The organism is Kamptonema formosum PCC 10802 (genome assembly GCF_000332335.1).
Lineage (GTDB): Bacteria > Cyanobacteriota > Cyanobacteriia > Cyanobacteriales > Oscillatoriaceae > Oscillatoria.
Genome location: NZ_KB235950.1, coordinates 403,077 through 425,686, shown reverse-complemented (window position 1 = coordinate 425,686; position 22,610 = coordinate 403,077). Strand labels below are relative to the sequence as shown.

The 22,610-nt window shown below is 52.0% G+C and carries 16 protein-coding genes and 1 rRNA gene; 11 read left to right on the top strand and 6 right to left on the bottom strand.

The window, feature by feature from the left end; all coding sequences use genetic code 11:
* The first annotated feature begins 5 nt into the window (after nucleotides 1-5).
* The 7 genes from OSC10802_RS0135800 to OSC10802_RS52185 all read left to right on the top strand — a co-directional run bounded on the left by OSC10802_RS0135800 (nucleotide 6) and on the right by OSC10802_RS52185 (nucleotide 10,920).
* Nucleotides 6-4,937: a CHRD domain-containing protein gene (locus OSC10802_RS0135800; protein ID WP_082218482.1), complete on the top strand. Its 4,932-nt coding sequence runs from the start codon at nucleotides 6-8 to the stop codon at nucleotides 4,935-4,937.
* A gap of 447 nt (nucleotides 4,938-5,384) precedes the next feature.
* Nucleotides 5,385-6,389, top strand: a complete 1,005-nt coding sequence (tilS, locus tag OSC10802_RS0135795; protein ID WP_017721573.1) for a tRNA lysidine(34) synthetase TilS — start codon at nucleotides 5,385-5,387, stop codon at nucleotides 6,387-6,389.
* A 100-nt stretch (nucleotides 6,390-6,489) separates the two neighbouring features.
* The gene (locus OSC10802_RS0135790; protein WP_017721572.1) at nucleotides 6,490-7,395 is read left to right on the top strand and encodes an ATP adenylyltransferase family protein; all 906 of its coding nucleotides are present in this window, start codon (nucleotides 6,490-6,492) and stop codon (nucleotides 7,393-7,395) included.
* Between the two features lie 271 nt (nucleotides 7,396-7,666).
* A complete protein-coding gene (locus OSC10802_RS0135785) occupies nucleotides 7,667-8,488 on the top strand; it encodes a PHP domain-containing protein (protein ID WP_017721570.1) in 822 nt (273 codons plus the stop codon).
* A 99-nt stretch (nucleotides 8,489-8,587) separates the two neighbouring features.
* Entirely contained in the window at nucleotides 8,588-9,157 is a 570-nt protein-coding gene (locus OSC10802_RS0135780; protein WP_155969158.1) for a hypothetical protein, read from the top strand.
* A 74-nt stretch (nucleotides 9,158-9,231) separates the two neighbouring features.
* Nucleotides 9,232-10,206 (top strand): hypothetical protein, encoded by a 975-nt coding sequence (locus OSC10802_RS0135775; protein ID WP_017721568.1) that lies wholly within the window; start codon nucleotides 9,232-9,234, stop codon nucleotides 10,204-10,206.
* Between the two features lie 54 nt (nucleotides 10,207-10,260).
* Nucleotides 10,261-10,920 (top strand): hypothetical protein, encoded by a 660-nt coding sequence (locus OSC10802_RS52185; protein ID WP_155969156.1) that lies wholly within the window; start codon nucleotides 10,261-10,263, stop codon nucleotides 10,918-10,920.
* 122 nt (nucleotides 10,921-11,042) lie between these two features.
* On the opposite strand, the gene OSC10802_RS43345 is transcribed toward OSC10802_RS52185, so the two are convergent.
* From OSC10802_RS43345 to OSC10802_RS0135750, 3 genes are all read right to left on the bottom strand, one after another.
* Nucleotides 11,043-14,588 (bottom strand): WD40 domain-containing protein, encoded by a 3,546-nt coding sequence (locus OSC10802_RS43345; RefSeq protein ID WP_071593417.1) that lies wholly within the window; start codon nucleotides 14,586-14,588, stop codon nucleotides 11,043-11,045.
* Entirely contained in the window at nucleotides 14,585-16,681 is a 2,097-nt protein-coding gene (locus OSC10802_RS55250) for an AAA-like domain-containing protein (RefSeq protein ID WP_017721564.1), read from the bottom strand. The genes OSC10802_RS43345 and OSC10802_RS55250 overlap by 4 nt, the downstream gene beginning before the upstream one ends.
* Before the next feature lie 623 nt (nucleotides 16,682-17,304).
* Nucleotides 17,305-17,943 carry a tetratricopeptide repeat protein gene (locus tag OSC10802_RS0135750; RefSeq protein WP_017721563.1) on the bottom strand — a complete coding sequence of 213 codons (639 nt, stop codon included), beginning with the start codon at nucleotides 17,941-17,943 and terminating at the stop codon, nucleotides 17,305-17,307.
* 129 nt (nucleotides 17,944-18,072) lie between these two features.
* Here OSC10802_RS0135750 and OSC10802_RS52175 point away from each other — a divergent pair, with 129 nt between their 5' ends.
* The 3 genes from OSC10802_RS52175 (at nucleotide 18,073) to glgA (ending at nucleotide 20,040) form a co-directional block, all read left to right on the top strand.
* A complete protein-coding gene (locus OSC10802_RS52175) occupies nucleotides 18,073-18,210 on the top strand; it encodes a hypothetical protein (protein WP_017721562.1) in 138 nt (45 codons plus the stop codon).
* 163 nt (nucleotides 18,211-18,373) lie between these two features.
* Nucleotides 18,374-18,526 carry a hypothetical protein gene (locus tag OSC10802_RS52170; protein WP_017721561.1) on the top strand — a complete coding sequence of 51 codons (153 nt, stop codon included), beginning with the start codon at nucleotides 18,374-18,376 and terminating at the stop codon, nucleotides 18,524-18,526.
* A gap of 38 nt (nucleotides 18,527-18,564) precedes the next feature.
* Nucleotides 18,565-20,040, top strand: coding sequence for a glycogen synthase GlgA (gene glgA / locus OSC10802_RS0135740; RefSeq protein WP_017721560.1), 1,476 nt, complete (start codon nucleotides 18,565-18,567; stop codon nucleotides 20,038-20,040).
* A 267-nt stretch (nucleotides 20,041-20,307) separates the two neighbouring features.
* Here glgA and OSC10802_RS0135735 read toward each other — a convergent pair whose 3' ends face one another.
* Nucleotides 20,308-21,117: a helix-turn-helix domain-containing protein gene (locus OSC10802_RS0135735; RefSeq protein ID WP_017721559.1), complete on the bottom strand. Its 810-nt coding sequence runs from the start codon at nucleotides 21,115-21,117 to the stop codon at nucleotides 20,308-20,310.
* Nucleotides 21,118-21,514: 397 nt separating this feature from the next.
* On the opposite strand from OSC10802_RS0135735, the gene OSC10802_RS52165 reads away from it, so the two are divergent.
* On the top strand, nucleotides 21,515-21,997 hold the full coding sequence (locus tag OSC10802_RS52165; RefSeq protein WP_155969154.1) for a hypothetical protein: 483 nt from the start codon (nucleotides 21,515-21,517) through the stop codon (nucleotides 21,995-21,997).
* A gap of 294 nt (nucleotides 21,998-22,291) precedes the next feature.
* Here the strand turns inward: OSC10802_RS52165 and OSC10802_RS57100 are convergent, their stop codons facing one another.
* A complete protein-coding gene (locus OSC10802_RS57100; protein ID WP_445727663.1) occupies nucleotides 22,292-22,390 on the bottom strand; it encodes a hypothetical protein in 99 nt (32 codons plus the stop codon).
* A gap of 103 nt (nucleotides 22,391-22,493) precedes the next feature.
* Nucleotides 22,494-22,610 (bottom strand): 5S ribosomal RNA (gene rrf, locus OSC10802_RS0135720).

The window sequence follows — 22,610 nt, the reverse complement described above, 5'->3', positions numbered from 1 at the left end:
ACACCATGACTGGCGGCACTGGCACAGAGACGATGGCCGGTGGCGAGTTCACCATCGCCGACATGAAGATGGCAGAAGGCAACGACACCATCACCGAGATGACCTTCACCGTCAGTCTGGCAGAAGCCGCCACAGAAGATGTGACCGTGGGATACATGACCAAAAACGGCACGGCAATGGGCATCTCAGACCCGAACGCCAAGCTGTTTGCCGCTGAACTGACCGGCGCTGAAGAAGTGCCGGCCACCCAATCGAAAGCCACCGGCATGGCTGTGGCAGAACTCAACGCCGCCGGAGACGCCCTCGATTACAGCGTCACCGTTCAGGGTCTGGACTTCACCACGCTCACCGGCGGTCAAGCCTCAACACCCGACACCGGCGATGATGTCAAGGGCCTGCACATTCACGCCGGCAAAATGGGTCAAAAAGGCGGCGTCGTCTTCGACATTCTCCAGGATCTGGCAACCGACACCTTAGACACCTCAGCCACTGTCAATTCAGATGGCACCGTAACCATCAAAGGCAAGTGGGAAGCCGATGATACTCTTGCCGGCAGCCAGCCGCTGAGCAATTTCACCTCCCTGATGGGCGGGGAGTCGGGAAGTGACACCGGCCTGTACGTCAATGTCCACACCAATGCCAATCCCGACGGCGAAATTCGCGGGCAGCTCATAGCAGATGATGCGGATTTTGTCAATAAGGCTGGGGAATTAACTTTCGCGGCAGGAGAGACGCAACAGACCATCACGGTAGGCGTGATTGGGGACATGATGCAGGAGGAAGACGAAACCTTCGCAGTCAGCCTGATGGATGCCAAGGGGATGGAAGTGGCGAAGGCCACCGGCACGATCGGCAATGATGGTGACACCATGACTGGCGGCACTGGCACAGAGACGATGGCCGGTGGCGAGTTCACCATCGCCGACATGAAGATGGCAGAAGGCAACGACACCATCACCGAGATGACCTTCACCGTCAGTCTGGCAGAAGCCGCCACAGAAGATGTGACCGTGGGATACATGACCAAAAACGGCACGGCAATGGGCATCTCAGACCCGAACGCCAAGCTGTTTGCCGCTGAACTGACCGGCGCTGAAGAAGTGCCGGCCACCCAATCGAAAGCCACCGGCATGGCTGTGGCGGAACTCAACGCCGCCGGAGACGCCCTCGAATACAGCGTCACCGTTCAGGGGCTGGACTTCACTACACTCACCGGCGGTCAAGCCTCAACGCCCGACACCCTCGATGATGTCAAGGGCCTGCACATTCACGCCGGCAAAATGGGTCAAAAAGGCGGCGTCGTCTTCGACATTCTCCAGGATCTGGCAACCGACACCTTAGACACCTCAGCCACTGTCAATTCAGATGGCACAGTAACCATCAAAGGCAAGTGGGAAGCCGATGATACTCTTGCCGGCAGCCAGCCGCTGAGCAATTTCACCTCCCTGATGGGCGGGGAGTCGGGAAGTGACACCGGCCTGTACGTCAATGTCCACACCAATGCCAATCCCGACGGCGAAATTCGCGGGCAGCTCATAGCAGATGATGCGGATTTTGTCAATAAGGCTGGGGAATTAACTTTTGCGGCAGGAGAGACGCAACAGACCATCACGGTAGGCGTGATTGGGGACATGATGCAGGAGGAAGACGAAACCTTCGCAGTCAGCCTGATGGATGCCAAGGGGATGGAAGTGGCGAAGGCAGCCACCGGCACCATCACCAATGATGACAGCATGGCCGCAGCCACGGAACAGGCCGACACCCTGACCGGAGGCGAAATGGGTGACACCATTGACGGTCTGGGTGGCGATGACGTAATAAAAGGCGGTGCGGGCAACGACATCATCAGTGGCGGTGCCGGCAGTGACATGCTCGACGGTGGCCCAGGAGATGACAGCCAGGTTGGCGGTGACGGCAATGACACCCTGATGGGCATGGAAGGCGCTGACACCCTCGATGGCGGTGCCGGCAACGACAGCCTGGTGGGCGGCAGCAAAGGCATGCTGATGGGAGGTGCCGGCAGTGACACCTACGTGCTAGACAGTATGACAGCTGCCGGCACGATGATTATGGACTCTGAGGGCGATGCGGACACCCTGACTCTGACAGGAATCACTCTCTCGGTAGATGCGACCTTGCCGGCAGGCGCAGTAGGGCTGCAGCGGCAAGGCACCAACTTGGTAATAGACATCAACGCTGACGGGGTGTTCGACGAGACAGACCTGACCGTTGAAAACTTCTTCACCGCCAATGACACCGTTGCGGGCACCGGCTACATCGAAACCGTTGGCAACCTCACTGGCGAACAAATCCTTGCCAGTGTGACAGAAGCACCGACACCGGCACCAATGATGGAATTGTCCATCGCGGGTGGTTCGGCGGCAGAAGGCAGCGACACCCTCGCCTTCACGGTGAGCCTGTCAGGGGCGAGTACCGAAACGGTGACGGTGGATTATACCACAATTGCAGACACAATTGAAGGCGCAGCCACTGAAGGGGAAGATTACGACGCTGCTTCCGGTACGCTGACCTTCGCGGCGGGCGTGACGACTCAAACCATCACCGTGTCGCTGATTAACGACGCTGATGTGGAGCCAGATGAAACCTTCACAGTCAGCCTCAGCGGTGCGATGGGGGCGGAAATCACAACGGCTCAGGCCACCGGCACCATCACCAATGACGACACTCTCGTCGGCGGTACTGAAGGCGCTGACTCACTGACAGCCACAGGCGACGCAACCTTCGAGGGCAGCTTGGGCAGCGACATCATCACCGGCGCTGTTGGCTTCTTCAGTCAAGTCACCTATGTCAGCTTGACGGTAGGCATCTTGGTCAATCTGCTGACTCGCATAGTCAACAAGGGAGATCTGGGCACCGACACTGTGGAAGGCATCCAAGCCGTGACGGGTTCTAACCAAGCTGACACCATTGCTGGTGCCGGTGGTAATGAAGAACTCATGGGAGAACTTGGGAATGACTCCCTTGATGGCGGGGAAGGCAACGACACCCTCGATGGCGGCATGCCTGAGGATGTGCCCGATAACGACACCATCACAGGCGGCGCTGGCGATGATGTGGTCATGGGCTGTCTGGGCGGCGACAGTGTTGACGGCGGAGAGGGTGCTGACCAACTCACCTATGTCAAGGCCAAAGCCAGTGTCACAATCGACGTGACTCTTGGCACGGTTGCAGTGACAGGGTTCGACACCGACACCATCACCGGCATTGAAACGCTGGAGGGTTCTGATTTCGGTGACACCCTGATTGGCGGCGGTGAAGGCGTTACCGTTACCCTGAAAGGCGGCAAGGGCAATGACAGCCTCAAAGGCGGTGGTGCCGGCGTTACCTTCATGGGTGGCAAAGGCAATGACACCTACGATATCGACTCGGTAACGGGTGGCGGTACTGTCATTGAGGAAGAAGAGGGCGACGGGGATACCCTGACAGGGTTCACTCTCAATGCCGCTTCCCTGACCTTGGCTGCCGGCGTTATTGGGGTGCAGAAAACCGGCACTACGCTGGAAATCGACCTCAACGCCAGCGGAACTTTCGAGGCGGCAAGCGACCTGAGTGTCTTGAACTTCTTCTCTACAGGGGATACGATTACTGCTGGCGCTGGGTATATCGAATTCATCGGCGGCATCCAAGGCAGCGCGCTCCTCGACTTTGTGACCAACGCTGACACCACTGGTGGCGGTCAGGACACCACCGGCGGCGGTCAGGACACCACCGGTGGCGGTCAGGACACCACCGGCGGCGGTCAGGACACCACCGGCGGCGGTCAGGACACCACCGGCGGCGGTCAGGACACCACCGGCGGCGGCACCGGCACGGACACTCAGACCGGCGGCGTCGTAGTTACGCCTCCGCCCATTTCCACTCCCACACCGTCGCCCACACCCTCGCCCACTCCCACTGCAGGGTCAGACACCTTGACCGGCACTGACGGTGCCGACACCTTGGCCGGCGGTGCCGGAAATGACGCAGTCAGTGGCGGTGCGGGCAACGACGCTGTCAATGGCGAGGATGGCAACGACGACATCACTGGCGGCGACGGCGAGGATAGCCTCAGCGGCGGCACCGGCAACGACACCTGCGCCGGTGGCGCGGGCAACGATAGCCTTGCCGGTGAGGACGGGGCTGACAGTCTCGATGGCGGCGACGGCGGCGACAGTCTCAATGGTGGTGCCGGCAACGACACCTGCGCCGGTGGCACCGGGAATGACAGCATCAGCGGCGACGATGGCGACGACAAGGTCAAGGGCGACGACGGCGAGGATGAAGTCAAAGGCGGTGCCGGCAAAGACGAGATCAACGGCAACAAAGGCAGTGACACGGTTGAAGGCGGCACCGACAACGACATCTGTCAAGGCGGCAAAGACAACGACAGTGTCCGGGGCGACCAAGGCAACGACGTCGTGCTGGGCAACGACGGCGACGATGAAGTCGATGGCGGCGACGAAACCGACTACATCCACGGCAACAAAGGCCGAGACATGGTCACCGGCGGTACCGGCAACGACATCTGCCGGGGTGGCAAGGACAATGACACGGTCATCGGCGGTGTTGGCGGCGACGCCATTATGGGCGACAGCGGCGATGATGTGCTGATCGGCGCTGACATGGACAGCGCCACCCCAGGCATGGGTCAGATGGATGCCCTGACTGGCGGTGCCGGGTTCGATATGTTCATACTCGGTGAGGGCGGCAAGTGCTTCTATGAGGGAGATGGCACCGGCGGCATGGCTGTGATTCGCGACTTCAATGCTTCTGAGGACAAGATCCAGCTGTGTGGCTCGATTTCTAGCTACCAGTTGCAGGTTGAGGTTAGCACCTCCACGACAATCATCACTAACCTGGACGGCGATGTGATTGCTCGCGTGGAAAACACCACCAATTTCAGCCTCAGCGCTAGCTACACGATCTTTAAGATCTAATTGTCTCTGTTGAATAGCCGGTGCCCCTCATGGGGCAACGGCTTTTCCCAATATTCCGACTCGTCCGCTGCGGCGGACTTTTTTTTCTGCAGGGTGCGTTAAGCTACATCGCAGAGCATGGGGCATGGGGCATGGGGCATGGGGCATTGGGCATTGGGCATTGAGGAAAACAATTAATTCCCAATCCACGCATCCAAAATCCACGCATCCAAAATTGACCGGTGGGGATTTAGGCCGGGATTAGGGGATTAGGGGATTAGGGGATTTGGGGATTTGGGGTTAGGGGAAAGCAAATCCCAAAGCCTAAATCCCAAAGCCTAAATCCCAAAGCCTAAATCCCAAAGCCTAAATCCCAAAGCCTAAATCCCAAATTCAAAAGCCTAAAGCCAAAATCCAAAATCCAAAAGCCTAAAGCCAAAATCCAAAATCCAAAAGCCTAAATCACAAATGCCCAATTCTTGGACGTCTCTCCACGCCCGAGTGCACCGCAGCCTGGGGCACCGGCAGCTGCTGCCGCGAAACAGTCGTATACTAATTGCAGTGTCCGGCGGGCAAGATTCTGTTTGCTTAGCGAAATTGCTGCTGGATTTGCAGCGGAAGTGGGGGTGGGAGTTAGCAATCGCTCACTGCGATCACCGCTGGCGTCGGGACTCGCAGGCGAATGCGGATTATGTGGGAAATATGGCTAGAAATTGGAACCTGCCGTTTCACCTGTCTGTCGCTGAGGGAGTTCCTGAAACTGAGGCGGCGGCGCGTCAGTGGCGCTATGGCGTTTTGTCGGCAATTGCCGGCAAAAATGAATACGCTCACATTGTCACCGGCCACACGGCGAGCGACCGCGCTGAAACTCTGCTGTACAATCTGATTCGGGGTGCCGGTGCGGACGGGCTGCAAGCGCTAACCTGGAAGCGCCCCCTGGATGCTAATATCTGGCTGGTGCGCCCCCTGCTGGAAGTCACGCGCTCACAAACCGGCCAGTTTTGTCAAGACTTCGGGCTGCAAATTTGGGAGGATTCCACTAACGCTGACTCCCACTACGCCCGCAACCGCATCCGCAACGAATTGCTGCCCTATTTGCAATCTCACTTCAATCCCTCTGTTGAGGGGCATCTCGCTCAGACTGCTGAACTGCTGCGTGCTGATGTAGAATATCTGGAGGAAGTTGCCGGTCAGTTGCTGGCACAGGCTTTAGCACAAAACCCTGAATTTGTCAATAGGGAAGCGGGAAAAATTTCAGTAAACCGGCTCGTCTTGCGCAATGCGCCGGTGGCAATTCAGCGCCGCGCCATGCGCCAGCTGCTGCTGCGAGTTTTGCCGGTAGCGCCGAGTTTCGAGGATGTGGAAAAGCTGACTGCTTTGATTGCAGCGCCTAACCGTTCGAGAACCGATCCGTTTCCGGGAGGGGCGCTGGCAGAAGTTGCCGGTGAGTTGATAGTGCTGGCGGGATTTTAGCCTTTGCGGCTGTTCGCTTCTGCTGGCATTGCCCCTCCCGATAGAATTATATTTTAAACTATAAATGCACGAGTAAAAAGCTACTTGACAGGAAACAATGATGTTAGAAACTGGCACGTTTTGGGCTAAAGTTAAAGATACCACAGAACGCGCACTCCGGTGCGGTGCGCTACAGCCAATAGCGACTGAGTGCGAGTTCGCAGAGGAGAGCGGCATTCGCTTCTTGGTGAGGGTGGCATCCAACCTCGTCCGCAAGGACTCCGCACTGAAACAACAGGACAAAAAAAAGGCTGCTTCCGGAAAGGAATTTAACCCGTTTCTGCCTTATGACAGGGATTTGTTTGTTGCAGATATTTCCGAGACGCACCTGTGCCTGCTGAACAAGTTTAATGCGGTAGATTATCACTTGCTGATTGTCACGCGAGAGTTTGAGGAGCAGGAAACTTTGCTGGCGCGGCAAGATTTTGAGGCGCTGCTGGCAGTTATGGCAGAATTTGATGGGCTGGCGTTTTATAATTCAGGGAGGGCTGCCGGTGCGAGTCAGCGACACAAGCACTTGCAATTGGTTCCCCTGCCACTAACACCTTGTGGTGGTAAATTTCCGATTGAACCGGCACTGGAAGCTGCTTGCTTTCAGGATTCGGTTGGGAGTGTGCCGGCTTTTCCTTTCGCACACGCTTTCGCTCGGCTGGATTTGCCGGTGGGGGGATCTCCTCTGTCGGCGGCGGAAGCAATGCTTGAGCGCTACTGCACTCTGTTGCGCTCTGCCGGTTTGCTGGAAGGGGGCGTTGGGAGCGAAAATAAGCTTGCCGGTGCTTATAATCTGCTGGCAACTGCGGAGTGGATGCTTGTTGTGCCGCGCTCGCAGGAGCATTTTGAGTCGATTTCTGTGAATTCTTTGGGATTCGCCGGCACGCTTTTTGTTCGCAATGAGGAGCAATTAAAGGTTCTGAAAGATTTGGGTCCGTTGACGGTTTTGAGTCATGTGGGTAAAATGAAAGGATAGGGGAAGGGGGAACCGCCGCCGTGAAGGAGCGCCAAGGAAGAGGGGAGGATTTTGTCTGTTGGGAATGTTTATGTGAGGGGTGCGGGATGTGGGGAACCGCCGCCGTGAAGGAGCGCCAAGGAAGAGGGGAGGATTTTGTCTGTTGGCAACTGTTAGATAGGGATATTATAATGATGCTGTAGGGGCTTTCCGTGAACAGGTAACACCCCAGATTGCCTCTTCTTGGCGTCCTTGGCGTCTTGGCGGTTCATTCTCATTATAATGAGGGGATATGCTTGAACTTCACTGTCACACGACTTATTCGGACGGCACGCTGACGCCTGGGGAACTGGTGGCTAGGGCTGCTGGGGCTGGGGTGCGGGCTCTGGCTATTACGGATCACGATACGCTCTCGGGTTGGGAGGAAGCGAAAGTTGCCGCACTGGCGCACGGGATAGAAATTGTTCCGGGAGTGGAATTGAGCACTGTGCACAGCAGCCGATCTATGCACATTTTGGGATTTTATCCTGATGCGGGATTGTTGGGCGGTGCTTTGTGGGAGCGTGTGGAGGGGAGATTTCGCCGCGCTTTTAAGATGGTTGAAAATTTGGCGGCGCTGGGATATAATATAGAGTTGCCGGTGATGGGGGAAGGGATGGCACCGGGACGCCCTCATCTTGCGGCGGCTTTGGTGAGAGCGGGTTATGTTCAGTCGAACCAAGAAGCTTTTGAGCGGTTGCTGGGTGAGGACAAACCGGCTTATGTTGGTTATGAGAAGTTTTCGAGTGGGGATGGGATAGATTTGTTGCGCCGCTGCGGTGGGGTGCCGGTGTGGGCGCACCCTTATCTGTTCAGAGGTGGAAATGTTGAGGATGTGCTGGTTGAGCTGGTGGAAGTGGGGTTGATGGGAGTTGAGGTTTATCACCCCAGTCACTCGCCGGTGCAGGTGAAAAATTTAGAACGGCTGTGCGCTGAGTACGGTTTGCTGATGACGGGCGGGAGTGACTATCACGGTGCGAGTTTGGATGGGAAAAGTGCGAAGAGTACCAGTTTAAATATGCTGCATTTGCCTTTGGAGTTGCTAGAATCTGTCAAAAAGGCGGCTGGAATTTGAGCCGGTGTTATGGAAAAGCAAGATGAAAGTAACGTTCCTAAACGACCTTCCCTCTGAAGGGGTGTCCCACAATGCGGCTACTGAGTGAAAGGAGGACTGATGAGAATCAAAACGTTTACAGGAATGGCATTTAGTATTGTTAATATTGTGGTGGGGTTTGTGGCGCTCGCTCCCTCCAGTGCGGCACCGCTACCCGAAGAAGCTCGGCTGACTCAGGCGCAAGTTAAACTATTGCAGTCTCTCGGTGTTAGAGTCGCCGCTCCCGCTTATGTCCCTGCTGGATTTAGATTGGAGAAGGTTCAAGCTGAGTTAGCCCGAAGCACCAGAGTGGGTGGGATAGGGTACAGTCTGATCTATCAGAAGTATGACTCTAACTCTGGGAAAAATCTTTGCTTCGCGATTGAGGCGACTAACGGGGGAATCGGCAGTTTGCCAAATGGAGAAAGCAGCTATCCGGTGAAGAATCCGGTGTTAGGCAGCAGTACAATAGAATACGGCAGATACAGTGAAGTTTCTAACCCGACCTTGCTGGGAAATTGGATGGGAGGGGAAAATGGTCCGTTTTACAGGTTTGCCGGTGCCGGCGCTTTTCCAGCTTTGTCCCGTTGCGAGAATATTAGCCCCCAAGAAGCTGTGCGGGTGTCGGAGTCTCTGGTATACTTACCTTAGTTGGAGGAGTGCGTTGGCGGGAAGGTTGGGCGAGCCTTTCGACAGACAGCGACTAAGAAGAAAGTGAGGTTTCCATGAAATCACGAGTTCTGATTGTGTTCTTGACAGCTATACTTACTGCGTCTTGCACGCCACCGGCTCCTACCAATCCACCAAAGCAAGTCAATCAAACCTGGAACCTAGCCGCTTGGACTTCCAGGCCAACGTCCCAGCTGAACGCTGGCCCAACTGGCACTCTGGCACAGCCAGGAGATGAATTTCTTGGCTCCTCATTCCCCAAAAAATCTTGCCGAGAGTCATTTCCCGAAGAGCCGAGCGCTTATCCAGTTGAGTTTTATCCTGTCTTTCTCAGCGAGAAGATATCTTTAAATTTGGTACGGTCGAAATTTTGCCAGGATGCTTCTTATCGCCTAAATGGCAGTAGATCAATCTTAGTCGGCTCCATTATCGGGAAAGAACGGGCTGAGCAATTACATAAATTGCTCCAGAAAGAGTTTGGCAGTGCAGAAGTGGGAGAGCCAACAGTGATCAAGACTAAGCCTCCCTCATCTCAATCTGTTGCTAACGCCGCGCAATTAACTTCTGAACAAGTTGAACAGTTGATAGCCCTAGATAAAAATAACGCGCAGGGGATAGATGTAAAAATTATTGTGCCTACTTATATTCCTGCGGGCTTTCAAGCTTATAGAGTGGAGGCAGAAGATGGGCATTTTGGCCCAAACTATTCAGTGACTTACCGAAATTATAGCAATAATACGTGTTTTACTATGACAGGTGCTTCAGGAGGATTTGGAGCAGAGCCAACAAACTATCAAACTGTTGAAGTTAATTCACCTGCTCTGGGACGAGTTACTATTGAGTACACGAACTTTAATCAAACTTTTAAACGTCCTTATATAGGTTTTAAAGATTTTGAAACAGCAATTGTTGAAGGTAGCCAACTCTATCTTTTCAGCCCCTATAACAGCAGAACTGATGGCTGTAGTAACATTATAAGCTTTCAAGAAGCTGTAAAAGTTGTTGAGTCTCTTCAATACCTGAATCCTTAACCGGTTACACATAAAGAGTCAATCAACTAAGAAATAGATAAGGAGGAAGAAAAAATGAAACTTAAGGCGTTAATAACTTGCTTGCTGGCAAATATTTTGGTAGGATGTGGTGGGACTAACCCGCGCACTACAGTTCAACCGGCACAGGCACAGGCACAGGCACAGGCACCGGCACCGGCACCAACACCGGCACAAAAACCGACAACTGAGCCAACAAAAACGCCGGCACAACCACAGGTGTCTGTAGGCGAAGCCGCTAAACTTTCACCCACTCAAGTTGAACAGCTGTTGGCTCTTAGTAAGAATAATGCTAAAGGTATGAATTTCAGGATTATTGTCCCAACATACATCCCCGCTGGGTTTGAGGTTGATTCCTTAGAAATACTGGATGAGCCAGATCGTCCATTTGCAAAAACACAATATATTCTGAAATACAGAAATCATAACAATTTTTGTTTTTACATTGAAGGATATCATGGCCCTGTAGGACATGCACCTTCTTATCATCACACTATTGAAGTTGATTCACCAGCTCTTGGCAAAGTGATTCTTGAGATTACTTACTTCGATAAAGTTTCTACTTACGCTTACACAATTGGCCTGTTAAAACAAGACGAACAAACCTTTCAACTATGGCATTTTTATACATGCGACGAAACAATTAACATCGAAGAAGCAATCAAAATGGTTCAATCTTTTCAAGACTTAAAATAGGTGAGCCGAGGGGTGCATTTGGATTTAGCAAGCCGGGAAGAAACAATAAAACTTAAGAGGTTAGGAATTGCCCTGCTGATTGGAATACTAGCAGAGGGTGGAGGGGCTAACCACTAACTATATTACGGGGATATGGTTTTCCTGGAGGAGGTGGGGGCGCTTCTACAGGATAAGATAACATCAGGGTGAATGTCCATGTAACCTTTAAGCCACTGACAGCCTCGCTCCAACAGTTCATCTAGATTCTCAACTCGCCATAACTGCACGCTACCTTTATCTCCCCCAGCCGCAATATATCGCCCATCAGGACTAAAACTTATCCCCCAGACTGCACCACGCTCGTTATTAAACTCAGCGATTTGCCGCCCTTGCAAATCCCAAAACCGCACCGTACCATCCATTCCTGAAGTGGCTAAATATTGTCCAGTTGGGCTAAAACTTATGCCATTAATCCCACTCTGATAGCTGAAAAATTCCAGCCGTTGCTTTCCAGACAAATCCCAGAGCTTAACTACACTATTATTGTCTGCGGTAGCAAGCTGCTGTCCGTCTGGACTCCAACTCAAACTCCGGATTTGACCTTGATGGCCCTGCCATTGCTTCACCGGCTTCCCAGATAAATCCCAAAGTCCAATCGTGCCATCCCATGCGCCGGTGGCAATCAGCTGTCCATTGGGACTAAAACTAACTTTGTAAACGACATCTTGATGTCCTTTTAACGTCGCCACTTCCTCTCCCGACAGGTTCCACAGTCGCGCCGTTTTGTCCGCTCCTGATGTGGCAATCAACTGTCCATTGGGGCTAAAGCTGACGCTGGAAACCCAACTCTCATGCCCTTTTAATCTCGTTTTTAACTTCCCTGACAAATCCCAGATGCGGACAGCATTGGCACGTCCAGCGGTGGCAATCAACTGTCCATCCGGACTAAAACTCAGGCTCCAAACCGCACCCCCTTGAAAAAGCGCCTCCCATTCAGCTTTTTGCTGTCCCGACAGGTTCCAAACTCTCAGGATACCCTCATCGCCGGCACCCACAATTAGCTGTCCGTCGGGGCTAAAACTGACACTGTTGACATCCTCTTGATGACCCGGAAACTGCACCGTTGCCCCCCGCGCCGACAAATCCCACAGGCGAGAAGTGCCATCCCGTCCCGCTGTCACCAAATATCGCCCATCCGGGCTAAAATTCGCCCTCCAGACCGTCCCGCGATGACCCTGCAATCGGGCAATTTCGTGACCAGATCGCTCCCAAAGTCTCACCGTCCCATCATCCCCCGCCGTAGCGATACGCTTTCCATCAGGACTAAAGCTGACAGCAATTACCCACCCTTGATGTCCCTCAAGTTTTTGCAATTCCTTCCCCGACAAATCCCAGAGGCGAACCGTACTGTCATTCCCCGCAGTTGCCAAGCGTTGGCCATCCGGGCTAAACGTAACGTCAAATATCTGTTGCCCGTGTCCTTTAAATTGACTGAGCTGTTTGCCAGACTGATTCCACAGTCGAACTGTCCCATCTTTCCCCGCCGTCGCTATTTTCTGACCATCCGGGCTAAAACTTATCCTATTAACTCCTCCTGGATGTTCTAATTTCGCTTTCTCCCGTCCCGATGTATCCCACAAGCGCACAACACCGTAGTCATCACCGGATGCAAAACGCTGTCCGTCGGGACTAAAACTCACCGTATTGACCACAGTTTGGTGTTCCATCTGCGCCAGTTGTTTGCCGGAAATATCCCACAGGCGCACCGTGCTATCCCCTCCAGCACTGGCAATTTTCCCGCCATCGGGACTAAAGCTGATATCGTTAACCCCTCCCAACACGCCCCCTTTATGGCCTTGGAGTTTAACCTGTTTAAAGTTCAACAGGCTCCAAATTCGCACGATTCCATCTCTGCCGGCAGTGGCAATAGTTTGTCCGTCGGGACTAAAACAGGCTGCTTTAACTTCTCCGGCATCGACATCTAATCGGTTGCGCTCGTAAATGGTATCAAGAATTTTCTGTAAAGCCAACAGGGGACTCGTGGCTGGATAGTTCCGCACAGCACGACCGTCCCGAACCAGCGCTCTCAACTCTTGCCCCGCCCGCATTGCTGACAGTAAAGCTTCTAGTTCCCCAGAGCGAAATTGCCGCAAAGCATTAACACCGGCTTGCTCTAACTTTGTGCCTTCTTGAGCTTCTTTAAGCCCTTGAATAGCTAACCCAGCAGCTCCGACTGCTAGAGCTGCAAAAACTAAGCTCACGGCTAGGACAAGGCCCCCATTGCGGATTGTCCGCTTTGCTTTATGGTTGGCATCATTTAGAATTTTATTTGCCTGCTTCTCAGCCTCTTTCTCTCGTTTTTCAGCGTCTAAAGCAATTTCAGCTTCTAGCTTTTGCAGTTCTACTTGGCGCTTGTCATAGTCTTGACTGGCAGTTAAAAATTGATAGTCCCGGTCGCTCAAGCTTTTGGCAGCTGCCCACGCCAGGGCATCTCGCAACGCCTGACCCCGCAACAGCCGCGATTCATCCTGACAGCTAGAAGCGACCCAGGCTCTAAAAGTCTCGGCATAAGGGCGCAGATTGCCTAACTCTCTATCAACCCAAGTTATGTCAAAAACCGATTGGTAAATGGGGTTATAAACCCTCAGTTGACCCGATTGCCTGACCGCTAATCCTGTCAGCCGCAGTTCCATCTGTTCTGGGCTGCCATCATCTGGCACTCCCCCCTGTTGCAAAATTTGCTGATATAATCCTAATAACCGACCGACACGCTGTTCGCTTCTCAGAATCCGGTCGCGAATCGTCTTCAAATGCTCTGGAACGTCCTGCGCTTCCCAATTCTGAATCACCTTCGCCTGTACTAAACTTGCCACCCACTCAGCTTCCCTTCCCTCAGGAATGGGAGAACCTGCAGAAAGGATAAGCTGGCAAACCTTTTGAGTCAAAAATGGCTGCCCTCCTGTCCAGTCCAGCACCGCTTGCAGCACAGCTTGGGGATTGCTGGCTGTTGCTGCTAAACCCAAGCTCAGTGGTTGGGCTTCTTGGAGTTCAAACCCATTCAGTTCAATCGCTCGACCAATATTTAAGGGCGTGCCTTGCTTGTTTTGAATTAAATCCGAGGGAGTCGCTACTCCCAGCAGGACAAATGTCAGACGCTCATATTCTGGCTTATCTGCCCGACGGTTATAGCAGTAGCGGAGCGCGGCAAAAAAGTCGTCCGTGCTGAAATTTAAGCTGCGAGTTAGGTCAATCTCATCTATAAAAATGATAATTTGTTCCGGAAGCTCCTTGAGCAAAAAATCCTCAATAAAGTGGCTGAATCGCTGGACATAAGAGAGCAACCTGCGCTCATCCCACCAGCTATCTAAATCAAATGTTTTATGCAAATCCAAGCTATTGACAATCTGATCGATGACACCGACATACCACTGTTCTTGAGTAATAGAAGTGCCGCTGCCTTGAAGGTCAACGGCAGCACAAGCAATTCCCTCGGCTTGCAACCGCTTCATTGTCCGCACCCGCAAGCTAGATTTTCCCATCTGCCGGGAGTTGAAGACGTAACAGAACTCGCCCGCTTTCAAACCTTCGTAGAGGTCTGTGTCAGCTTGTCGCGTAACATAGGTAGGGGCATCAGCGGAGAGACTGCTCCCCACTTCGTACATAAAAGTTGAGTCAGGTGCTGCACTCATTGGATCGCCCCCAAGCGAGTGGAGAAATACTGGCGATAAAGGTCACACAGGGGCATCACCGCATTCCCCTGAAACTTTATCAGCCCCATACTGCGAAGCTTAAACGCCTCTGTTGAACCTATCTGTAGTGGCTCGGAAGAGGCAATAACTTCCTTGATAGCTACCATCAACTTGACATCATTTTCCAGGGTCAGTAAGTGGCGGCGCAGGTGTTCGTAATATGGCCCTTCTTCCGTGGGAGCCACTTGCAGCAGCTTTTCCAGCGCAATCCGATCGCGTGTGATTTTATCGAGAGCCTTTTCCACCAGATAGGGATGCCCGCCAAACATTGCCATCATTTGCTCGACCTGTTCGCCAGACCAATCTAACCCGTGCCGTTGCACCAAGTCTCGCACCTGTGCCGAGTTCAGCTCTGGCAAATCAATTGCCAATCCCACATTAAAAGGGGACTGATTGATGTTCAGGGGAACGTAAACCTCCTTAGAATGGGCAATCGCCAACCTGAGTTTTTTCCAAATATCCTTAGTCTTGGCCTTTTCATGCCACGAGCGCAGCAGCCCAAAAAAGTCAGTGGCAGTTTCCTGATGTGGGAAAAGCAGATCGACATCATCCAAAGCCAAAACTAATGGAGTTGAAATTTCTGAAAGCAGGTATTTTTGAAAGTAGTTGGCACACTTATCGTTGCTGCCCCGAACGCCCTTCCAATAGTCATCCAGCTTATCCGGCAGGTTCAATTCGTCAGTAATGCTGGCACAGAACCACTGCAAGAATTGATCCAGATTGTTCAGGCAGTGTGTCCCCGCTGAATAAAAGTTAAGGCACACAGTCTGATAGCCTTGCTGGCTGGCATGATGGAGAATTCGCGTCATTAAGGAAGTTTTGCCCATCTGCTTGGGCGCTTTAATCCGGATCAGCGCTCCTGGGAGTTCAATCGTCTTGTAACAGACAGCTTCAATGGGGGGGCGCTCCACATAAAATGCCGGCGCATCCGCAGTAGAAACTGCTGGAGGCAAGCCCTGTGCTGAAATCTCTCGCCAAGTCAGAGGGGAGACGGCTGGATTTTGACAAATCACCGGCAGCCAGGAAGCGCAGGGAAACCAGGGAAACCGATTTTCTAATATATACAGCTGTTCCCGCGCCTCTCGCACAGAAGCATACAGCGACTTGCCGCCAGAGAATGCCGGCAGAAAGTTTTTCAAGAAAGCTTGCGCCACAGCATCGATCACCGGCTCGCGCATAACAATAATTTGGGGAATGTTCAAATCCGCCAAATCCGAGGCAATGCCCAACCCGTCACAGGAGTTGAAGATGGCCAGTTGCAACCCTCGCTCAATAGCCGTTTTCAGAGCAAACTTTAACTCGGGCACTGTCAAACTATCCGTGGAATTGAGGTAAATGCAGCCGGTTGTCCCATCCGGTTTACTGCTGCTGTGCCCTGCGAAAAATAGAATATCCCATCCCCGCTCATCCCACAGCTTTTTGTTCACTTCGTCGGGTTTCGGTTCGGCGAGGAACTCCGTTTCGGCACCGGGCAATTTCTCTAGGAACTGCCTGTCCGCATTGATGTCAATGTCGGTTTTATCTCCTAAAATTGCTAAGATTCGCACCTTGGATTTGGCTTGCCACGCTCTAGCTACTCCCTCGTATGCCGGCGCACTCAGCGCCACCTCTGCTTTGGGGTAGCCCTCAAAAAAGTCCCACAATTGCCAAGGCAGTCGCCGCAACTGGGCATTTTTCGTCTGCACAATCACCCGCACTTCGTTATCAGGGGTTAATGTCTGCAGCAATTTCTCCCGAATCGGGCGAAACTCCTCCGACTTAAGCCAGGTATTGATGCTGGCACTCAACACTTGGGATGAGTCCTTAATGGAACAATGGGTGACTTGTCCTGCTGGGGATTCCAGTCGCACACCCCGCCCCAAACTGCGATAGGCAGTCTGCCACTGTTGGTAATCTTGGGGAATAGAAGCCTTTGGCAGTCTGCCGTGGACTTCTATTGAGGGGTGAGCGCCATCTTCGCCAATTTGCAGAGTCACAGGGAACCCCTGATCGAAGTCACCCTCTTCTATTTTCAGGGTAACTAACTTACCCATTGCTTACTTCCTCCTCACATTCAGATCGCAACAACTGGCATGAACCTGGCCTCACCGAGTGCCACCTTAACGCTCCTTAAAGCTAAAGTGTTCTCCAGGCTTCCCCCTAAATGGCAGATGCGGGCGATTCCTGCCGGATGCACTGGTAATAGTATATCGCTTTGGCGGTCAGATTTCAAGTCTATTGTGTTAATTAATGTAACAGGATGAGCCGGCGGAATGTGCCGGGGAATTAGCTTGCCGGCTCTTACCCAGAACGGGACTTTCAGGGTTAGTTCTTGAGGAACAGGGTGCGCAGGCGAGTCCCAGGTTCAAATTTGATGGGCCACTCAAGAGGGAGTCAGCGGTTTGCCAGCCGGCTTTAAAGATACTTGGCCAAATCTTGAAACTCAAGCTGCAGCTCCCGATCCAATGGCTGTCGGTCAGCCGTTTGCAGTTCGGGTAATGGCCCACAATAACTTTTTTCGGAGACATCTCCTCCTGCTGTGACAAATCAGGCTAAAATATCTCCGCCGGCATATCGTCTCTCGCAAGTGCCGGTGACGCGCTAGAGTTGCGCTATAATTTATCACAGGTACTCAGCGAGCCATCGCTACCGCACCCAAATTGCTACCAGCAGGGTTTTAAACCCACCCTCGCAGTAAAAGATGAACCCTCCCCAGATACCACATATAGTCATCAAGCTCCCACTCAACTGCCTTGGCAATATACTCCCGCGCTCCCGCCATATCGGAGCCGGCTTCGCAATACAACCCAACATAAAGATGGCTGTAAAATAAGCCGCGTTTGCCGTCAAGTTTACCAGCGGCGAGAACATTCTCTGGGGCGCAATTTCCCGCATACAAGTCCCAGACGCGCCGCATCACTTGGCGCGGGTCGTTTTTTACCTCTAGCAATGAATTCCGCGCCTCCGTTGCGCCCTGTTGGCGAGCAATGCAAAGATACCGCCACACCGTCTCTTCTACATCTCGGGCATTGACGGTTAAGTCTACCTCGAATTGTTTGGCTCCTTCTTCAAATCTCTCAGCGTAGTAAAATGACAGTCCGCGCTGCCACAGGTAGGGCGTCAGGCGCGGATCTAGCTTTTCTGCTGTGTCGAAATCTTGAATGGATTGAGGGATTTTAGCCAGCTTGAAGTTGACCATGCCCCGCTGGATGTAGGCTTTTGGGTCATGGGGGCGAGAGCGGATAGCGCCATCCCACTCTCTAAGTTGACTTTCTAGGAAATTTTGCAGGGCGGTTAGCCTTGTCCCACTGTCCATATTGCAGGCAGATATATCTAAGTTTATCCTAAGAGTTTAACATATAACAAGTCTGGTGAAAATATAGGTTGAAAGGATAATATCCTGGCAAAGGTACTGTGGGAACCCGCAGGCTCACCTTGAGCGCGAGTGCCGGTGGGGTGGCGCACCGGCAAGGCACTCTGGGATGCCGGTGGCGGACAAGATGGCGTTGCAGTAAGACAAGATGATGTCAGCAAAACGGGTTGGGGTGCCGGGTTCATCCTGCCTTTGTGCAACCCCAAATGAGTTATATTAGAAAGTTTACTCCCCAGCAACTGCGCCTAGCCCCCAAGTCGCAAATCTCAGAGCTTATCAGTTGCCCGGGCAGAAAAGAGCCTCTGTGGCCATTTGACATAGCCACGCTCAAGTATGATAATTGTGTTCAGAGTCTCCCTAGCAGGGCAGTTGAATGACAGCGAGCGAATTCGGCGCACAGCGCCTGCGCGGCGCGGCGCTCCCAGACATTGACTCCTGGGGGAACCCCAACCGGCTGGAAAGGTGGACAGAAAAATTAGACGTTCATCTTGTTGGCTGCTTTGGGGAGCAACTTCCTGTAAAGTGAGAGACTAGAAAAATAACTTTTTCAAGTTAGGGGGAAAAATGTACATCGTACAAATTGCCTCTGAATGCGCTCCTGTCATCAAAGCAGGAGGCTTGGGCGATGTTGTTTACGGACTCAGCAGAGAGTTAGGAATTCGGGGGCATGAGGTAGAGATTATTCTGCCCAAGTACGATTGCATGCGATACGACCATATTTGGGGGCTTCACGATGCCTACCGTGACTTGTGGGTGCCCTGGTATGACGGTGCGATAAACTGTTCTGTGTATTGCGGCTGGGTGCACGGGCAACAGTGCTTCTTTATCGAGCCCCACTCCGAGGATAATTTCTTCAACCGGGGCTGTTACTACGGTTGCCTGGACGATCACATGCGATTTGCGTTCTTCAGCAAAGCCGCTCTGGAATTTCTGCAACGCACCAACAAGCGCCCTGATGTGCTCCACTGCCATGACTGGCAGACCGGCTTAGTTCCAGTCATGCTTTTCGAGATTTATCAATATCACGGGCTGGAGAATGTGCGCGTATCCTACACGATTCACAACTTCAAGCACCAAGGGATAGTTGGCGCTAATGTGTTGTGGGCAACCGGTCTGAATCAAGAGTCTTACTATTACGATATCGAGCGCCTGCGCGACAATGGCAACGAAACAGCGCTGAACTTGATGAAGGGGGGCATCGTTTACGCCAATTTTGTCAACACGGTTTCCCCCCATCACGCCTGGGAAGCTCGTTTCACAGACGTCGGCTGCGGTTTGGGTCACACCTTGCACACATACCAGCACAAATTTGGCGGGATTCTCAACGGCATCGACTATAACGTGTGGAATCCGGAAATCGACCGCTACCTTCCCTATAACTACAGCTCGGATGATTTGACAGGAAAAGCCCTCAACAAAAAAGCCCTGCGGGAGCGCCTCTGGCTGCGCCACGAGAATAAGCCGATTATTTGCTACATTGGCCGGTTGGACGACCAAAAAGGCGTTCACCTCGTCCATCACGGCATGTATTACGCACTCCATCGGGGGGCGCAATTTGTTCTGTTGGGTTCGGCTACGGAGCCCGGTATCCACTCCTGGTTCTCGCACGAGAAAAATCACTTGAATGAGAACCCCGACTGCCATTTGGAACTGGGCTTTAACGAAGAGCTGTCCCACTTGATATATGCCGGTGCTGACATGATTATTGTCCCCAGCAATTACGAACCTTGCGGGCTGACGCAGGTGATAAGCTTGAAATACGGCACCGTGCCGATTGTCCGGGGAGTTGGCGGTCTTGTCAATACCGTATTTGACCGAGACTACGACTCTAATAAACTGCCTGAAGAGCGCAATGGCTATGTGTTCTACCAGACAGATAATCAGGCGCTAGAATCAGCGATGGATCGGGCCATTGATTTGTGGAACTCCAAGCCCAAAGAGTTCCGCAAACTGGTCAAACAGGGTATGGAGTATGACTACTCGTGGAACAATCCAGGCAGTCAGTATGTAGGGATTTACGACTTTATCCGGCACAAATAAAATCAGCCAAGATATTGTCCCGTTAAAAATTTTTTGTCGCTAAGAACACCAGGACTTGCGCAAACTATCCCAGTCTGCCGTAAAAGTAGGGGGCGTTAATAACGCTCCCCTGCCGGTAGAGTTCTGCGCAAGTCCTAAAAGTTGTGAGGGGAATTCTAAAGCGGGAACTAAGTAAGCAGTTGACGCTGCCGGTGCGACACACGCCCTTCCCATGCGGGAATCTGCCCAGAGTTTAGGCACTGGATAGTTAAATTTACCCATCGATTTCTATGCCTGACTCAAAAGCTGTAAAAACTCCAGCACGACTCGCTCGGGTTCTGCGGTACATTCGCTAGCGCCGCAATGCCGGATAATGCGGATACCCTGAGATTGCAGAATTCCATCGGTTCCCGTCTCCTGCTCTGCGTCCCCCAAGTCCACAGCCAGAATGCCTAATTTGCCTTCGTAACAGATGAGAAAATGAAGGTCTTGGTTTTGCTTGCCGTCGGGAGTCGTCAAACGAGCCGTAGCTTTGGGGAAAAACAGCACCCCTGCGCGATTGAGTGCCTCGGCAATGCTCACCTCTCCTGCTGAACGAAACTGCCAACCGTTCCAAATATGAGAGAGTTTTTCAGCGGGAGAATGCGCGTTCGGGTTTGCCGCCGGTTCAGCTTTTGTCTCCTCTCCGTCCAACTCAATCTTATCATCCGGTCTTTTATCCTTGTATAAATCTGCTTGACAGGAGTCGGATTCGATGTTAGCAAAGAAAATACTAGATCCAATTAAGTTTGAGCCGCTGAGATTGACTCCTGTTCCCTTATTTTGCTGTAAAGTTATGTGATGCCGGCGTAAATATCGCTTCAGTACAGACTGGAGATTACTTTTTTTGACTTTTTCTCCAAATGCTTCTGTGAGTAACTTCCAGAGTTTAGCACCTGTGGCCTTGATATATTCATAATCGTATCCAGCGACTTGAGCAATTTCCTGATAGGAATGCCTTCCTTCCCAACATTGCCGAAAGATCAACTCTTGAACGTTGTTGAGGCGCTCGTCCTCAAGAACGGTTTCCACGAGCGCCAGTGCTTCCTCAACCTTCATCTATCAAGTCCACTCGAACGTTGTTATGGTACTCTCAGCCAGGGTTAGGAGGAGGTGGCACACCTGAGCCGGTCTGCTGCAACCTCTTCAGGACTTACGCAAAGCCTCTATATGTAGGGTGGGGAACGCGATAGCCTAACCCACCCCACACCACATTAAGTGGCGTAAGTCCTGCTCTTGACAGCAGGAGTCAGTCCGCTATCCTAGCCGTCGAATTTCCGCTGATTCTACCACACCCCGCCAAAAGTTACTACTTTTTCTCACTTTTTGTCACTTTTTCTCACTGTCGGAACGAAGGAAGCGGTGTTACCGTAGGTGAGAGTCATACGAATTCGAGTGAGAGAATCACACGAATATCAATCGTGCTGAACAATCTGTAAATATTGGAGGGAGACGAATGAAAGGAAAAGCAGTGATTTTATTGCTTGGTAGCGTTTTAGCCGTGAGTGGGGCTGTACTCAAAGGATCTCAAAACGCGAATGCCAATCTACCGGAAACCAGTGCTATCAAGGCTAATCAGACAAGTATTAGTCCCAAATCCGGTAATAACCTTGACATTATAGCACAGTATGGGGATAGTCCTTGGAATCAAAGAATTTCACCCACAACTTACACGAATCCTGATACAGGTCAACAATTGTGTTTTTACTATAACTCATCACGTTGGGGTCCGTGTCCTGGTCAAGGAGACCAAATAATTATACCTCAAAATGCCAGATGTCGTGGTTCGCAGTCTTATAGCTTAGAGATGAGCAAAAATGTTTGTCCAGCAGAAAAATGTGCGCACGCTAAGATGTTCGATGCTCTCCAAGGGGCTATAGATGCTACTGCTGGTGTTAGTAGCGTCTCAAGAACACCACCTTGTAATGGTTTACCCTAGTTTGTGATTGTGCATGCGGGTAGGGGCGGGTTCTCTAATAATTTCTGAGATTTTCAAAGAACTGTTAAAAACCCGCCCTGTCTTAACCGTTAATTTGGGATGAGGCGGGTTTTAATGATTTGCTTGTCAGTATCAAATATCTGGGAGACTTTTTCCATTTTTTTGAAAAAAATTTTTTGTCCCTCAAATCCTTGCCTAGCAAGGGACACAAGAGTTATCACCCCTTGAAGGGGCGGGCGATAAGCTCATACAACAAACTCCCAAATGCCCTCTTCATTAATGATGATGGCGAACTCATCGTTTATGCCAGCTTGAACATAAATAGTTTTTAACGCAGTATCGTAGCGAAACACTGGGTTGATACAAGTTAGAAAGCATTTGACAAACTCTCACACTCCCATACGCTTGGGCAACAGTGGGCAATTTTTCATTTCACCTCAGCAATTTTAAAAGACAAAACCCCCACAATTTAATGTAGGGGTCTTGCCGAATATTACCCTGGCACCGAGCTATTTTCCCAGGCAGTGACCCACCAAGTATCTTCGCCGCAGCAGCGTTTCACCTCCGAGTTCGGGATGGGATCGGTGTGGTTCCACCGCGCCAAAAGCACCAG

What these genes read in the sequence shown, in the direction of transcription:
- OSC10802_RS0135800 (WP_082218482.1), top strand. Translation starts at nt 6, where the DNA reads ATGACTGGCGGCACTGGCACAGAGACGATGGCCGGTGGCGAGTTCACC.
- tilS (WP_017721573.1), top strand. Translation starts at nt 5,385, where the DNA reads ATGCCCAATTCTTGGACGTCTCTCCACGCCCGAGTGCACCGCAGCCTG.
- OSC10802_RS0135790 (WP_017721572.1), top strand. Translation starts at nt 6,490, where the DNA reads ATGTTAGAAACTGGCACGTTTTGGGCTAAAGTTAAAGATACCACAGAA.
- OSC10802_RS0135785 (WP_017721570.1), top strand. Translation starts at nt 7,667, where the DNA reads ATGCTTGAACTTCACTGTCACACGACTTATTCGGACGGCACGCTGACG.
- OSC10802_RS0135780 (WP_155969158.1), top strand. Translation starts at nt 8,588, where the DNA reads ATGAGAATCAAAACGTTTACAGGAATGGCATTTAGTATTGTTAATATT.
- OSC10802_RS0135775 (WP_017721568.1), top strand. Translation starts at nt 9,232, where the DNA reads ATGAAATCACGAGTTCTGATTGTGTTCTTGACAGCTATACTTACTGCG.
- OSC10802_RS52185 (WP_155969156.1), top strand. Translation starts at nt 10,261, where the DNA reads ATGAAACTTAAGGCGTTAATAACTTGCTTGCTGGCAAATATTTTGGTA.
- OSC10802_RS43345 (WP_071593417.1), bottom strand. Translation starts at nt 14,588, where the DNA reads ATGAGTGCAGCACCTGACTCAACTTTTATGTACGAAGTGGGGAGCAGT.
- OSC10802_RS55250 (WP_017721564.1), bottom strand. Translation starts at nt 16,681, where the DNA reads ATGGGTAAGTTAGTTACCCTGAAAATAGAAGAGGGTGACTTCGATCAG.
- OSC10802_RS0135750 (WP_017721563.1), bottom strand. Translation starts at nt 17,943, where the DNA reads ATGGACAGTGGGACAAGGCTAACCGCCCTGCAAAATTTCCTAGAAAGT.
- OSC10802_RS52170 (WP_017721561.1), top strand. Translation starts at nt 18,374, where the DNA reads ATGACAGCGAGCGAATTCGGCGCACAGCGCCTGCGCGGCGCGGCGCTC.
- glgA (WP_017721560.1), top strand. Translation starts at nt 18,565, where the DNA reads ATGTACATCGTACAAATTGCCTCTGAATGCGCTCCTGTCATCAAAGCA.
- OSC10802_RS0135735 (WP_017721559.1), bottom strand. Translation starts at nt 21,117, where the DNA reads ATGAAGGTTGAGGAAGCACTGGCGCTCGTGGAAACCGTTCTTGAGGAC.
- OSC10802_RS52165 (WP_155969154.1), top strand. Translation starts at nt 21,515, where the DNA reads ATGAAAGGAAAAGCAGTGATTTTATTGCTTGGTAGCGTTTTAGCCGTG.